At 64.3% G+C, this 14,243-nt stretch carries 14 protein-coding genes; 4 read left to right on the forward strand and 10 right to left on the reverse strand.

The window, feature by feature from the left end:
* Positions 1 to 261: 261 nt before the first annotated feature.
* Positions 262 to 396, forward strand: coding sequence for a hypothetical protein (locus X268_RS40520; protein WP_256456200.1), 135 nt, complete (start codon positions 262 to 264; stop codon positions 394 to 396).
* Positions 397 to 475: 79 nt separating this feature from the next.
* Here the strand turns inward: X268_RS40520 and X268_RS03670 are convergent, their stop codons facing one another.
* From X268_RS03670 to X268_RS03680, 3 genes are read right to left on the reverse strand one after another with little or no spacing between them, the layout of a single operon-like run.
* Entirely contained in the window at positions 476 to 1,420 is a 945-nt protein-coding gene (locus X268_RS03670; protein ID WP_128923661.1) for an AEC family transporter, read from the reverse strand.
* A 6-nt stretch (positions 1,421 to 1,426) separates the two neighbouring features.
* The gene (locus tag X268_RS03675; RefSeq protein ID WP_128923662.1) at positions 1,427 to 2,350 is read right to left on the reverse strand and encodes an HpcH/HpaI aldolase/citrate lyase family protein; all 924 of its coding nucleotides are present in this window, start codon (positions 2,348 to 2,350) and stop codon (positions 1,427 to 1,429) included.
* 2 nt (positions 2,351 to 2,352) lie between these two features.
* Positions 2,353 to 3,519: a CaiB/BaiF CoA transferase family protein gene (locus X268_RS03680; RefSeq protein WP_128923663.1), complete on the reverse strand. Its 1,167-nt coding sequence runs from the start codon at positions 3,517 to 3,519 to the stop codon at positions 2,353 to 2,355.
* Positions 3,520 to 3,871: 352 nt separating this feature from the next.
* Between X268_RS03680 and X268_RS03685 the strand changes: the two genes are divergently transcribed.
* Both X268_RS03685 and X268_RS03690 read left to right on the forward strand, forming a co-directional pair.
* On the forward strand, positions 3,872 to 4,213 hold the full coding sequence (locus X268_RS03685; RefSeq protein WP_128923664.1) for a hypothetical protein: 342 nt from the start codon (positions 3,872 to 3,874) through the stop codon (positions 4,211 to 4,213).
* Between the two features lie 344 nt (positions 4,214 to 4,557).
* The gene (locus X268_RS03690; RefSeq protein ID WP_025032179.1) at positions 4,558 to 5,235 is read left to right on the forward strand and encodes a ParA family protein; all 678 of its coding nucleotides are present in this window, start codon (positions 4,558 to 4,560) and stop codon (positions 5,233 to 5,235) included.
* A gap of 76 nt (positions 5,236 to 5,311) precedes the next feature.
* Here X268_RS03690 and X268_RS03695 read toward each other — a convergent pair whose 3' ends face one another.
* From X268_RS03695 to trxB, 5 genes are all read right to left on the reverse strand, one after another.
* Positions 5,312 to 5,476, reverse strand: coding sequence for a hypothetical protein (locus X268_RS03695; RefSeq protein ID WP_164937428.1), 165 nt, complete (start codon positions 5,474 to 5,476; stop codon positions 5,312 to 5,314).
* A 133-nt stretch (positions 5,477 to 5,609) separates the two neighbouring features.
* The gene (locus X268_RS39200; RefSeq protein WP_164937509.1) at positions 5,610 to 5,756 is read right to left on the reverse strand and encodes a hypothetical protein; all 147 of its coding nucleotides are present in this window, start codon (positions 5,754 to 5,756) and stop codon (positions 5,610 to 5,612) included.
* Positions 5,757 to 5,960: 204 nt separating this feature from the next.
* Positions 5,961 to 6,869: a 4-hydroxy-tetrahydrodipicolinate synthase family protein gene (locus X268_RS03700; RefSeq protein WP_128923666.1), complete on the reverse strand. Its 909-nt coding sequence runs from the start codon at positions 6,867 to 6,869 to the stop codon at positions 5,961 to 5,963.
* Positions 6,870 to 7,316: 447 nt separating this feature from the next.
* Positions 7,317 to 8,240, reverse strand: coding sequence for a LysR family transcriptional regulator (locus X268_RS03705; protein ID WP_027575284.1), 924 nt, complete (start codon positions 8,238 to 8,240; stop codon positions 7,317 to 7,319).
* A gap of 5 nt (positions 8,241 to 8,245) precedes the next feature.
* Entirely contained in the window at positions 8,246 to 9,211 is a 966-nt protein-coding gene (gene trxB / locus X268_RS03710) for a thioredoxin-disulfide reductase (RefSeq protein WP_128923667.1), read from the reverse strand.
* Between the two features lie 265 nt (positions 9,212 to 9,476).
* Between trxB and X268_RS03715 the strand changes: the two genes are divergently transcribed.
* A complete protein-coding gene (locus X268_RS03715) occupies positions 9,477 to 9,956 on the forward strand; it encodes an Lrp/AsnC family transcriptional regulator (RefSeq protein ID WP_008135853.1) in 480 nt (159 codons plus the stop codon).
* 118 nt (positions 9,957 to 10,074) lie between these two features.
* Here X268_RS03715 and greA read toward each other — a convergent pair whose 3' ends face one another.
* Together greA and carB are read right to left on the reverse strand one after the other, a co-directional pair.
* Positions 10,075 to 10,548: a transcription elongation factor GreA gene (gene greA, locus X268_RS03720; protein ID WP_018643807.1), complete on the reverse strand. Its 474-nt coding sequence runs from the start codon at positions 10,546 to 10,548 to the stop codon at positions 10,075 to 10,077.
* 209 nt (positions 10,549 to 10,757) lie between these two features.
* The gene (gene carB, locus X268_RS03725) at positions 10,758 to 14,222 is read right to left on the reverse strand and encodes a carbamoyl-phosphate synthase large subunit (RefSeq protein ID WP_128923668.1); all 3,465 of its coding nucleotides are present in this window, start codon (positions 14,220 to 14,222) and stop codon (positions 10,758 to 10,760) included.
* Positions 14,223 to 14,243 lie beyond the last annotated feature (21 nt).

The raw sequence follows: 14,243 nt of genomic DNA on the forward strand, positions 1-14,243 counted from the left end.
ACTCCACAACGTCGGGCGACATCGATTTTGTCACCGCAACCCCTGTCACCGTAACCCCGCGCAGTACTATGCGAGCCGCTTGAGTTTCCCGGAAAGTCTCCATGCGCTCTCCTGAACGCTCATATCCAAGCCGCGCAAGCGAATTGTGGGCCTGCGTTCGGCTGGACAAATTCGTCATTTGGAGTAGCCTTTTCGGACACAGCAACATGTTAGCGGAGGTTCTCCGTGGAACATCGTGGTGTAAGCTTCTGGATCGTTGAAATGAGCTACCCGGCTGGTTGGAAGTGGACTGTCGGAAAGGGCCGAACAGTGTCGGTCGGTGTCTGTGCGACGAGGCTCGACGCGATCCGCCAGGCTCAGACCTTCATCGACGCGATCATGGACTGGGCTGCCTAGGCTAAAGTCAAAATTCTCGCCTTCGATTGGTCATGCCGAGCACCGTAAACCGAGCAGCTGAGTTTCTCTCGGCGCGGCGCTACCTTCCTCCCGCCACCACCCACACCACCACCGGCAACGTCGCCGACGCCAGCAGCGTCCCCAGCGCCACCGCGCCCGACACCGGGTTCACCAGCCGCTGATACTGGACCGCGAAGATGTACGCGTTCGCGCCGGTCGGCATTGCTGCGAACAGCACGATGACGCCGGCCGCAACCGGCGGCAGGCCGAGCAGTCTTGCCAGCACGAACGCGGCTGCCGGCATCGCTGCCAGCTTGAGCGCGCACATCACCAAAATGCTCAGCTTCTCGCCCTTCACCTCGAAGCGGAACAAATTGATGCCGAGCGCGATCAGCGCCGTCGGCGAGCCCGCCTGCGCCAGCAGCTCGATCGTCCTGTCGACGACGGGGGTGAGACCGAGGCCGATGAAGCGCCAGATCACGCCGAAGCCGATCGCGAGCATCAGGGGGTTGCGGGCGAGGTCGGCGAGCACGGGGCGGATCACCGAGAGGGCCGAGCCGGTGCGCTTGCGGCTGACCAGCTCCATCTGCAGGATGCCGCAGAGCCAGAGCAGCGGCGTGTTCACCGACAGGATCAGCGCCATCGCCCCTGCCGCTTCATTGCCGAGCGCAGAGAGCACGAGGGGAATGCCGAGCATCACGATGTTGCCGTAGACCGAGCCGATCGCGAACACGACGCCGTCTTCGCTGCTGCCGCGCCGCGCGCGCAGGAGCGCGGAGATCATGAGCGCCGCGATCCAGGTCAGCGCCAGCGCGCCGTAATAGGCGCCCCACATCCGGTAGGGGCTGACATCGGGGAATTCCGACACGACGATGGTGCGGAACAAGAGCGCGGGGATCGCGATGCTGAAGGCGAACTCGCTGATGCCCTTGTGCGCGCTCTCCGAGACGAAGCGAAACAGCACCGCGGCATAGCCGGCCGCGATCAGCGCAAACACGGGCGCGACGATCAAGAGGGTGGCCATGCGCCGCTACGACCCCAACCCTATGATCCGGCGCGCCATGCGCACATTGGCATAGTCGATCATCTTGCCGTCCAGCGTCACCGCGCCCTGGCCTTGCGCCTCGGCCTGCTCCATGGCTTCGACGATCCGCCGCGCCTGGGCCAGCTCCGCGTCCGACGGCATGAACGCGCGCAGCGTCGGTTCGATCTGGTCGGGGTGGATGATTTGCTTGCCGTCAAAGCCCATCGCCGCGGCCTTCTGCGCGCTGCTCTCGGTCAATTTGGCATCGCGGAACGCGCCACAGGGACCGTCGATAGCGATGAGGCCGAATGCGCGTGCGGCCACCAGCAGGCGCATCATCGGATAGGCGAACAGGTCGAGCGGGGCGGCGGCGTAGCCGCTCTGCGCCGATCCGACGTGGCGATAGCCGTCCGGCGACACGCCGATGTCGGAAGAGCGGGCGCCGATCGACGCTGCGAAATCGCCGACGCCGAGATGCAGCGCGGCGACGCTGGGGTGACACGCGGCGAGCGCGTCGACATTGACGAGGCCGAGCGAGGTCTCGATCAGCAAGTCCAGCGCGATCGGCGCGGCGCGATCCGGCGCGGCCGCGCGTAAGCGATCGGCGATCGCAACGATGTCGCTCGGGCGCTCCGCCTTCGGCACGATCAAAGCATCGAGCCGCGGCAGCGCTGCCAGCGCACGGATCTCGTCTGCGATAAAGGGGCTGTCGACGGCGTTGATCCTGACCGTGACGCGCTTGTTGCCCCAGTCGAGCGAGGCGAGGGCGCGGACGGCTTCCTCCAGCGCATGGCTCTTCTCCGAGGGCGGCACCGCGTCCTCGAGATCCATGAATACCGCATCCGCAGCCGAGCTAGCTGCCTTGGCGACGAGACGGGCGCGATGCGCGGGGACGGCGAGATAGGCCCGCGTTGGGCGCTGCGAGACCATCGTCACGCCTCCCCGGAAAGGCCGAGCTCGCCGAGGATGGCCTGGTTGTGCTGGCCGACGTCCGGCACCGCATCCATCCGCGGGGTCAAGCCGGGAATGGTCAGCGCGGGCAGGAAGCTCATCACCGGCCCGCACGGCGATCCCACGCTTTGCACCCGGCCGCGCGTGCGGAGCTGCTCGTGTGCCAGGAACGCCTCGACCGAATTCAGATGCGCATTGGCGATGGAAGCTTCGTCCAGCAGCCGCAGCACCTCCTCGCTGGTCATGGCGGCAAAGTGCTGCTCGATATGAGATTGCAGTTCGTCGCGGTTCTGCATGCGCAGCGGATTGGTCCGGAAGTTCGGATGGTCGGCGAAGCTGGGATCGCCGAGCACGATGCTGCACAGCGACCGCCATTCCCGATCGTTCTGGATGCCGAAGAAGACGGTCGTTCCATCGCCGACCCGGAACGGGCCGTAAGGGGCGATCGTCGCGTGCCTGGCGCCGGTGCGCGGCAGCGGCCGGCCGGTACTGTTGGTGTAGAAGGCGGGATAGCTCATCCAGTCTGTGATGGAATCGAACAGCGAGGCCTGGAAGGCGGTGCCCTTGCCGGTCCGCTCGCGGCGATACAGCGCCATCAGCACGCCGTTGAGGATGTACATGCCGGTGGCGATATCGACCACCGACAGCCCGACCTTGGCCGGCTCCGCCTCGGTGCCGTTGATCGCGAGCACGCCGGCCTCGCACTGGACCAGGAGATCATAGGCCTTCTTGTCGCTGTAGGGGCCGCCCGTGCCATAGCCAGAGACGTCGCAGGCGATGATGCGCGGATGTTTTTGGAGGAGCGATGCGGCATCGAGGCGGAGCCGCTCCGCCGCGCCCGGCGCGAGATTCTGGATGAACACGTCGGCCTGCGGCAGCAGGGCGTCGAGCACCTTGCGGCCGGCCTCGCTCTTGATGTCGATGGCAAGGCTTTCCTTGGAGCGGTTGGTCCAGACGAACTGGCTCGACATGCCGTTCATCACGTGGTCGTAGTCCCGGCAGAAATCCCCGGCGCCCGGCCGCTCGATCTTGATCACCCGCGCGCCCCAATCCGCCAGGTGCCGGCTGGCCAGCGGTGCCGCGATCGCCTGCTCCAGCGAGACCACCGTGACGCCCGCCAGCGGCAGCTCCGCCTCATTCCCCGTCATGCGATTGTCCTCCTCGTGTGCGCTTTGTCGACCTGCGCAGGAGACAGGTCGCCACCCCACGCGCATCTTCTTGATGCTGGCATGATGCCCCCGATTTGCCCGACGAGTCAAACCGGGTTTCGCCAAATCCTAAGACGTAAAATGCCTTGGGATTACCGAGGCTTGGCTACTGTGCATGGGGTTGTTTTCGCGGTTTTTGAGTTGGGGCTGCCGGAACTGAAGATCGCGGGCTGGTGCCGGGCTGCCCTCCTGTTGCCGAGACCGCACAGGTTGCGGCTTTCGCATCCCCCCTCGTTGCCAACGAACCGCCGTTCACCCACTATCCGCTGTGACTCGACATGTGGGGGAATAGATGCGGGCGCTTCGCTTCAAGACATCCTTGGCTGCTGCCACCATCGGGATAGCCCTGGCCGTGCTGGCCCTGCCCGGCGCCGGCTTCGCTTACACCCAGGAGGAGCAGCAGGCCTGCACGCCGGATGCGATGCGGCTGTGCAGCGAGTTCGTTCCGAACGTCGATGCCATCACCGCCTGCATGATCAAGAAGAAAGCGCAGCTCTCGCCGCAATGTGCGGTGTTCTTCCGCCGCGGACCCGAGCCCGGCCAGCAGCGCGCCGGCAAGCCGACCAACATTGCGCCCAAGAAGACGTCAACGACCGCGAAGAAGAGCAAGAAGAAAAAGACCAGCGACGGCTGAGCGGAGCAGAGCCGCGTTCCTTTTTCGAAAACTCGTAAGCTGACGGACTCCTTTTGTTCGCCTCGGGGCTTACGTCATGACGCGCAGGCACGACGGAAAAGAGTCGGGTGCCGGTTTGCGCGGCCAAGTTGCATTCCGCTTTATCCCGACCGACTGCTAAAAAAACGCACACAAGCCTGTCTTTCCCGGCCGTTCGTGTCGCGCCTCACACATCGCAGTGTGACTCAAAAGCCAACACGCCTTGTTATTTCGTGGCTCCAACGCAACCCCCGATAAATTTTTCTTTCCCGAATCAGCGCGGTGATTCATTTTCGCGGCCTGGGGTCAATCTGGAGGCCGAAGGTATGAACGTTATTGTTTTTGCATCGCGTAAAGGCGGCTCGGGCAAGAGTACCCTGGCTGCACATCTCGCCGCGCAGATCAAGGCGAGCAAGCAGGTCATGCTCGTGGACGCGGACCCGCAGGGCTCGCTGACGCTGTGGCACAAGCTGCGTGGCACCAACGAGCCGCCGATCAAGGCGGCTGTGAACTCCGTCAGCGGCATCGTCTCCGCTGCCAAGCGCGATGGTTATGAATGGGTGTTGATCGACACGCCGCCGAACCTGTCGGCCGTCGTCGACGATGCGATCAAGAACGCCACCATGGTGGTGATCCCCGCCCGTCCCGGCGTGTTCGACGTCAACGCGGTGCAGGAAACCATCCAGATGTGCCGCGCCGCGCGCAAGCCCTACGCGGTCGTGCTCAACGGTGCGCCGGCCAAGCGCGACGAAGCGGAAAGCCCGATCGTCACCATTGCCCGCGAAGCCCTGGCGAAATTCCGTGCGCCGGTGTGGGGCGGCCAGATCACCAACCGTTCGGATTTGCTGATGGCGCTGAGCCACGGCGAAGGCGCGCGGGAGTACCAGGCCGAGAGCCGCGCAGCTCAGGAAATTGCAAGGCTGTGGGCGGCCATCGAGCGTTCAGTGAAGGCCATTCGCGGCACGGCGTCGGCATCCGGCGCAATGCACAAGCAGGCAGCATAATTTTTTATTGATCATTCCCCGGACGACAAACGCGCGGATGTCCGCGCGTTTTGCGTTTCTGGGACTGACGAGAAAGCTACGCCACCATCAGCATGTAGAACACGATGACCGGTGACAGCGTGAGGATCACCGACCAGATGCCGACGGCCCAGAGAATGTCCTCGGTGGTAAAGGCCTGCTCGGTGGACAGCGTGTCCTGTCCGGCGCCGTAATGCGGCGCCAACTCATTATGATTATTCACAAACGCCCCCGCGATTTCTTCGCTTATGGGCGTGGACGATATCCCGGGATGTTTTAAGATTCCGGCTTGCGCCGCCGCTCGTATTTTGAACGCATTTGCGACGGCCGTTTAACCATCCGCGCGAGCGGCGCCGTCAGGCGAGCCAGATCCGAAACAGCAGCACCGGCACCAGGCCGAGCATCACCGCCCAGAATCCGAACGACGAAACGACGAGAATTCCCTGCAAAAGATCGGCCGGCGCGAATTGGCGGGGGGCTGTAGGCCGGGGGCGATGCCCCATGGTCATTCCCCCTCTGGAAGCTCTTGGGAGGGCAACGATAGGCACCGGAGCGTAAACGAGACGTGGATGCGCCATGCGGCAAGCGCGAAGAGCGTTGGTGCGCGGTTAACCACGGCGCACGCCCGGTCGCTCCCACCGCCATCATTCCGGGTTCGCGCTGCGCGCGCGCCCCGAAATGACGGCGGTGGCGTGAAGAGAAGGCCGCTACGCCGCGATCTTCGTCCGTCGCTCGATCTCGCGATCGATCGTGGCGGCGAGCTCGCTGCTCACTTCCACCATCGGCAGGGGCACTTCGGGGCTGTCGATCAGGCCGCACCGCCACAGCCAGTACTTGGCCGGCGCCGGGCTCGGCTCGGTGAACAACAGCCGCGTCAGCTCGGCGACCTCGTGCCAGCGCGCCTGCGCGGCGTCGTAATTGCCGCGCTTGTGCTCGGCATAGACGGCCGCAAACGTCGCGGTCTCGACATGGGCGGACAGCACGATGCCGCCGTCGGCGCCGTCGGTGAGCGCCTCGAAATAGTTCGCGTCCTCGCCGGTGAGCACGCGAAATTCCTTCGGCCGATCGCGCAGCAGCGCGATGGATTGTTCGCGGCTCCCGCCGCAATCCTTCAGGCCCACGATGTTCCTGTGCTCGGCGAGCCGCAGCATGGTCTGGTTGGTGATGTTCACCGAGGTGCGATAGGGGATGTTGTAGAGTGCGAGCGGCCAGGCGGCGTGATCGGCGAGCGCCTCGAAATGCGCCAGGAGGCCGCGCTGCGAGGGCCGCACATAATAGGGGCTCGCGATCAGATAGCCGTCGATCGGCCAGTCCGCGGTCTCGTCGAGACGCTCCTGCAGCCGCGAGGTGTCGGTCCCCGACAGCCCGAGGCAGATCGGCAAGGTGCGGCGGCCGGCCGCCATCTCGTCGCGCACGATGGCGACGAGACGTTCGAGCTCGGGCTCGCGCAGCGTCATGCCTTCACCGGAGGTCGCCCCCAGGATGAAGCCGTCGATGCCTTGCGCGCTGTAGTGCCGCGTCAGGCGCCGCAACGATCGCTCGTCGAGCGCGCTGCCCTGGAACGGCGTCACCAGCGGCAGCCACAGCCCGTGCAATTGTTCCTGTAGACCGGTCATGTTTCCATCTCCTTCTCGGGAAAAGAACCTGAGACGGAGGCACATGAAAAAACCCCGTCCAGGCGGCGGGGTTTTCGAAGATTTGCAGCGATGATGAAGTCACCTAGTGCGCGCAAAAATCCGAGGCCCCGGCATGGGGGCCTTTTTTCGAGATTGCTGCGCACGACTTCGTGATCATTTACAAATGATGCGGGGTATGCCTGGAACTGTCAATACACGCGGAGGGCGAAGGCCGATTTGACAGAAAAAAAGCCGGGCCCAAAGAGCCCGGCTTAAGGTATTGGCCACGTGAGGCCGACACAATCACCTTCCAAGAGGGATTACTGAACTCCCGCGCCACTGGAGGAGGGGGACAAATGCGCAACGCGAAGGCTCAGCGTGCAAACAGTATGGGCTTGACGAGCGTCCTGCAGCAACAGCCGAGGCCGCATGTCAGTCATGCGGAAATCAGGACGGCCAGCGCTGCGCCTTGCTGACCACGAAATCGCGGAACACCTGCACGCGCGCCACCGTCTTCAACTCCTCGGGATAGACGAAGTAGGTGTCGAGCTGGATCGAATCCGACTCGCCGAACAGCTGCACGAGTTTGCTCTGTTCCTCGACGAGGTAGTCGGGCAGGGCGGCGATGCCGAGGCCCTGCTGACAGGCGCGCACGAGACCGAGGATGTTGTTGACCTTGAAATAGGCCTCGCGCGGCCCCGAGCCGTTGCGGCCGGCTTCGACCAGCCAGTTACGGTTCTGCAGATGCGGCGCGAAGTTGCCGTCGGCGAGCGTGATGATGCGGTGGGAGTCGAGCTCCTCCAGCGTGCGCGGCGTGCCGAAGCGCTTGATGTATTCGGGCGAGCAATAGGCGTGGAAGCCCATCGCGAACAGCTTGCGCTGGATCAGGTCCGGCTGCGTCGGCTTGCGGGTGCGGATCGCAACGTCCGCCTCGCGCATCGACAGATCGAGCTCCTCGTCGGTGACGATCAGGGAGATCCGAATCTCGGGATAGAGCGCGGTGAATTCGCCGAGCCGCGGGATCAGCCAGTTGATGCCGACGCCGGGGGTGGTGGTGATCTTGAGGTCGCCGCTCGGCCGCTCGCGGCTGTCGGTCAGCTTGGCGCGCGCCGCCTGCAGCTGCATGAACACGTCGTGCGCGGTGCGGAACAACAGGTCGCCCTGCTCGGTGAGGATCAGGCCGCGGGCGTGGCGGTGGAACAGCGAGACCGAAAGCTCCTGCTCCAGCGCCGAGACCTGGCGGGAGACCGCCGATTGCGACAGGCCGAGCTGCTCGCCCGCATGCGTGAAGCTGCCCGCTTCCGCCGCTGCGTGAAACACCTTCAGCTTGTCCCAGTCCATATCCGTAAATCCGTCGCGTGTTCGAGGCATGATCTTTATTCCGCTGCCGCGCGCTCGCTGGCGCGCAGGGCCAAGAAACGTTCGGCCTCGAGCGCTGCCATGCAGCCGAGGCCTGCGGCCGTCACGGCCTGGCGATAGGTCTCGTCGGCGACGTCGCCGGCGGCGAATAGGCCGGGCACCGAGGTGGCTGTCGAGTTCGGGGCGGTCTCGACATAGCCCGACGGTTTCAGCTTGACCTGGTCTTTCACGAGCTCGGTCGCCGGCGCGTGGCCGATGGCGATGAAGACGCCGTCGGTCTTCAGGTCCGACAGCGCACCGGTCTTGACGTTCTTGAGACGGACGTGGGTGACCTTGTTCGGGTTCTCGTTGCCGCAGATCTCGTCGACGGCGGAGTCCCAGATCACCTTGATCTTCGGATGCCTGAACAGGCGCTCCTGCAGGATGCGCTCGGCACGGAAATGATCGCGGCGATGCACGATGGTGACCTGCGAGGCATGGTTGGTGAGATAGAGGGCTTCCTCGACCGCGGTATTGCCGCCGCCGACCACCACGACGTCCTTGTTGCGGTAGAAGAAGCCGTCGCAGGTGGCGCAGGCCGACACCCCGCCGCCCTGGAATTTCACTTCTGACGGCAGCCCGAGCCAGCGCGCCTGCGCGCCGGTGGCGAGAATGACGGCGTCGGCGAGATAGACGTCGCCGCTGTCGCAGGTGAGGCGGAACGGACGCTGCGCCGTCTCCAGCTTGACGACCAGGTCGGTGACGATCTTGGTGCCGACATGGACCGCCTGCTTCTCCATCTGCTCCATCAGCCAGGGACCCTGGATCACGTCAGCGAAGCCCGGATAGTTCTCGACGTCGGTGGTGATGGTGAGCTGGCCGCCCGCTTGCATGCCCTGGATCAGGATCGGCTCGAGCATCGCGCGAGCGGCGTAGATCGCGGCGGTATAGCCGGCGGGGCCGGAGCCGATAATGACGACCTTTGCATGAACAGGAGCGGACATTTCGATGGACGCCTTTCACGGGGGATTTGCAGCGCGGGCGCGGAACATGCCGGGAGGCCTCGCGGAGGCGCTGAAATATCAGAGCTAATCTAAGCCTTCTGGTGAGCTATGCAAGAATTGCATTCCCTCTCGGCGGATTTTTCCAACAAGGAACAAAAGTCGATTGCGCTGCACGCGCAATAAAATTGCGCTGGTCGCGCAGACTGGGTATGAGGATTGCGACAAGCCACCCGATACCGCCGCAAAGGCCAGGAGTTCCAATCACGTGTCGCGGAACCTAGACGAGATCGACCTGAAAATTCTCACCGAGATTCAGGCCGACGGTCGAATCACGAATGTCGAGCTGGCCAAGCGCGTCGGCATCTCGCCGCCACCCTGCCTGCGCCGCGTCCGGGCTCTGGAGGAGGAGGGCTACATCCACGGCTATCGCGGCCTGCTCGATGCCCGCAAGCTCGGCTTCGACGTCACCGTGTTCGCCGCCGTGCACCTGTCGAGCCAGGCCGAGGCGGATTTGCGTGCTTTCGAGGAGTTCGTCCGCGCCGAGCCGCTGGTGCGGGAGTGCTGGATGCTCTCGGGCGAGGTCGATTTCATCCTCAAATGCGTCGCCCCCGACATGGCGACCTTCCAGGATTTCGTCACGCATCTCACCGCCGCGCCCCACGTCCGCAACGTGCGGACCTCGTTGGTGCTGCACAATTCGAAATACGAGGCGGCGGTGCCGCTGGAGGTAAAGGGGCGGCGGTAGGGATGCTCTGCTCCTCGCAATGACGGGGTGAGAGCAGGGACACTTCAACCAACGTGCAGAAACGAAAAGGCCGCGCGATGCGCGGCCTTTTCAAAACGTCTCAGTGCAGCGCAAGTCCTTACCGCCACTCCACCTTGGTGATCTCGTACGCCTTGGCGCCGCCGGGTGCATTGACCTCGACGGTCGATCCCTTCTTCTTGCCGATCAGCGCGCGCGCGAGCGGCGAGGTGATGGAGATGCGGCCCTTCTTGGCGTCGGCCTCGACCTCGCCGACGATCTGCCACACCGTCTTCTTCTCGGTGTCCTCATCGACCAGGGTCACGGTGGCGCCGAACTTGATGGTGTCGCCGGAGAGCTTCGAGATGTCGATGATGTCGGCGCGCGCGAGCTTGTCCTCGAGCTCGGCGATGCGGCCCTCATTGTGCGACTGCTCTTCCTTCGCGGCATGATATTCCGCGTTCTCCGACAGGTCTCCGTGCGAGCGCGCCTCCGCGATGTGCTCGATGATGCGCGGACGATCTTCCGACTGGCGCTTCTTCAATTCTTCCCCGAGCGCGACAAAGCCGGCCTGGGTCATCGGAACCTTTTCCATCTCTTCTCTCGTCCTTCAGTTGCGCGCCCGATAAAAAACCGAGGGCGCGGCAACCTTGATTCGTCGGTATTCCCGGGCTGAACACGCGCCCACCGGGATCTCATATGGGGCTGACGCCGGAACAGAACCACCACCTGGCCGGATCGGTTCCTCCGGCCATTGTGGCTTCATTGCCAATCACTTAGCGGAGGCGTCGCCGCCGCTAGTGATCAGGTTTCCGAAAAGTAGCTCTGCAGGGTACGAACCTCAAGGTCCCCGCCCAGATAGGCGCGGATGCCCTGCGCGGCCGCCACGGCCCCGGAAAGAGTGGTGTAATACGGCACTTTATGCAAGAGGGCCGCGCGCCGCAGCGAACGGCTGTCGGCCAGCGCCTGCGGGCCTTCCGTGGTGTTGAAGACGAGCTGGACGTCGCCATTGGTGATGGCATCGACGATGTGCGGCCGCCCTTCCAGCACCTTGTTCACCTTCTCGGTCGGGATGCCCTGGTCGGTCAGGAAGCGCTGCGTGCCCGAGGTTGCCAGCACCTTGAAGCCGAGCGAATGCAGTTCGCGCACGGCTTCCGCGATCCGCGTCTTGTCGCTCTCGCGCACCGAGACGAACACCGTGCCCTTGCGCGGTACTCGCGTGCCGCCGCCGAGCTGGCTCTTGGCGAAAGCGACCTCGAAGTTGCGGTCGATGCCCATGACCTCGCCGGTCGAACGCATCTCGGGGCCGAGCACCGTGTCGACGCCCGGGAAGCGCGCGAAGGGGAATACCGATTCCTTGACGCCGACGTGCCTGAGCTTGGCCTTCTTCAGCTTGAAATCGGCGAGCTTCTCGCCCGCCATGATGCGCGCGGCGATCTTCGCGACCGGCGTGCCGACCACCTTGGCGACGAAGGGCACGGTGCGCGAGGCGCGCGGATTGACCTCGAGCACGTAGATCTCGCCGTCCTTGATGGCGTATTGCACGTTCATCAGGCCGACGACGTCGAGGCCGAGCGCGAGCTCGCGGGTCTGTCGCTCCAGCTCCTCGATCATCTCAGGCTCGAGCGAGTGCGGCGGCAGCGAGCAGGCGCTGTCGCCGGAATGGATGCCGGCCTCTTCGATGTGCTCCATGATGCCGACGATGAAGGTGTCCTCGCCGTCGCAGAGACAGTCGACGTCGATCTCGGTGGCATCCGACAGATAGCGGTCGAACAGCAGCGGATTCTTGCCGAGCACGGTGTTGATCTGGCCCGTCTTGTCGTTCGGATAGCGCGCCTTGACGTCGGCGGGCACCAGCTCCGGCAGCGTGCCGAGCAGATAGTCGTTGAGCTGGTTCTCCTCGCGGATGATCTGCATGGCGCGGCCGCCGAGCACGTAGGACGGGCGCACCACCAGCGGCAGGCCGAGATCGGCCGAGACGAGCCTTGCCTGTTCGACCGAATAGGCGATGCCGTTCTTCGGCTGCTTGAGCCGCAGCTTGTCGAGCACGCGCTTGAAGCGGTCGCGGTCCTCGGCGAGATCGATCGCGTCGGGCGAGGTGCCGAGGATCGGCACTTCGGCGGCTTCCAGCGCGCGCGCCAGCTTCAGCGGCGTCTGACCGCCGAACTGCACGATCACGCCGTGCAGCGTGCCCTTGCTGCGCTCCTTGGCGATGATCTCCAGCACGTCCTCGGCGGTGAGCGGCTCGAAATAGAGCCGGTCGGCGGTGTCGTAGTCGGTCGACACCGTCTCCGGATTGCAGTTGACCATGATGGATTCGTAGCCGGCGTCATGCAGCGCGAAGCAGGCGTGACAGCAGCAATAGTCGAACTCGATGCCCTGGCCGATGCGGTTCGGGCCGCCGCCGAGAATGATGACCTTCTTCTTGTCGGACGGGGTGCTCTCGTCCGCCGGAGCGCCTGCGAACGGCGCCTCATAGGTCGAATACATGTAGGCGGTGGGCGAGGCGAATTCGGCCGCGCAGGTGTCGATGCGCTTGTAGACCGGACGAACGCCGAGCGCGTGGCGCTTCGCGGCAACCTCGGCCTCTGTCGTCTCGGCCAGCACTGCAAGTCGTGCGTCGGAGAAGCCCATGCTCTTCAGGGTGCGCATGCCGAAGGCGTTGTTCGGCAGGCCGTTCTTCCGGACCTTCTCCTCCATGTCGACGATGCCACGCATCTCGCCGAGGAACCACGGGTCGATCTTGCAGGATTTGAAGATGTCCTCGTTCGACCAGCCGAGCCGCATGGCCTGGGCCACCTGAAGAATGCGGTTCGGCGTCGGCGTGCCGAGCGCGGCACGGATCGCGTTCTTGTCGTCGTCGCGGCCGAGACCCTCGATCTCGATCTCGTCGAGACCGGTGAGGCCGGTCTCGAGCCCGCGCAGGGCCTTTTGCAGGGTCTCCTGGAAGGTGCGGCCGATCGCCATGACCTCGCCGACCGATTTCATCGACGTGGTCAGCGTGGTGGAGGCGCCGGGGAATTTCTCGAAGGCGAAGCGCGGCACCTTGGTGACGACGTAGTCGATGGTCGGCTCGAACGAGGCCGGCGTGGCGCCGCCGGTGATGTCGTTGGCGATCTCGTCGAGGGTGTAGCCGACCGCGAGCTTGGCGGCGACCTTGGCAATCGGAAAGCCGGTGGCCTTGGATGCCAGCGCGGAGGAGCGCGACACGCGCGGATTCATCTCGATGACGACCATGCGGCCGTCCTCAGGATTGACCCCGAACTGCACGTTGGAGCCGCCGGTCTCCACCCCAATCTCGCGCAGCACCGCCAGCGAGGCGTCGCGCATGATCTGGTATTCCTTGTCGGTCAGCGTCAGCGCCGGCGCCACCGTGATGGAATCGCCGGTGTGCACGCCCATCGGATCGAGGTTCTCGATCGAGCAGACGATGATGCAATTGTCCTTCTTGTCGCGCACCACCTCCATCTCGTACTCTTTCCAGCCGAGCACGGATTCTTCGATCAGCACTTCGTTGGTGGGAGACGCATCAAGGCCGCGCTCGATGATGTCGAGGAACTCTTCCTTGTTGTAGGCGATGCCGCCGCCGGTGCCGCCCATGGTGAAGGAGGGGCGGATGATCGCGGGCAGTCCGATCTCGGACAGCGCCATCATCGCCTGTCCGAGCGCGTATTCCTGATAGCGCTTGCGGCGATCGCTTTCGCCCAGCGTCCACTGCCGCTCATGCTCTTCCAGCGCGGCGCCAGAGAGCTTTTCGCGCTCGGCGAGGTATTTGTCTCGGAAGGACTTCTTCAAGGCCGACGCGTTGGCGAGCCGCGACTTCGGCGTCTCGAGCCCGATCTTGGTCATGGCTTCGCGGAAGAGCTGGCGGTCCTCAGCCTTGTCGATGGCGTCGGCTGTCGCGCCGATCATCTCGACGTCGAACTTCTCCAGCGTGCCCTGGCGGCGCAGCGACAGCGCGCAGTTCAGCGCGGTCTGTCCGCCCATCGTCGGCAGCAGCGCGAAGCCGCCGGGAATGACGTGACGTTCCTTCTCGATGATCTTGGCGACGATCTCGGGCGTGATCGGCTCGATATAGGTCGCATCGGCCAATTCCGGGTCGGTCATGATGGTGGCCGGATTGGAATTGACGAGGACGATGCGATAGCCCTCTTCCTTCAGCGTCTTCACCGCCTGGGTGCCCGAATAATCGAACTCGCAGGCTTGGCCGATCACGATGGGACCGGCGCCGATGATCAGGATGGTGGTGATGTCTGTACGTTTGGGCATCAACTCTCGCCGAAGTCGAAG

This window comes from Bradyrhizobium guangxiense (genome assembly GCF_004114915.1).
GTDB lineage: Bacteria > Pseudomonadota > Alphaproteobacteria > Rhizobiales > Xanthobacteraceae > Bradyrhizobium > Bradyrhizobium guangxiense.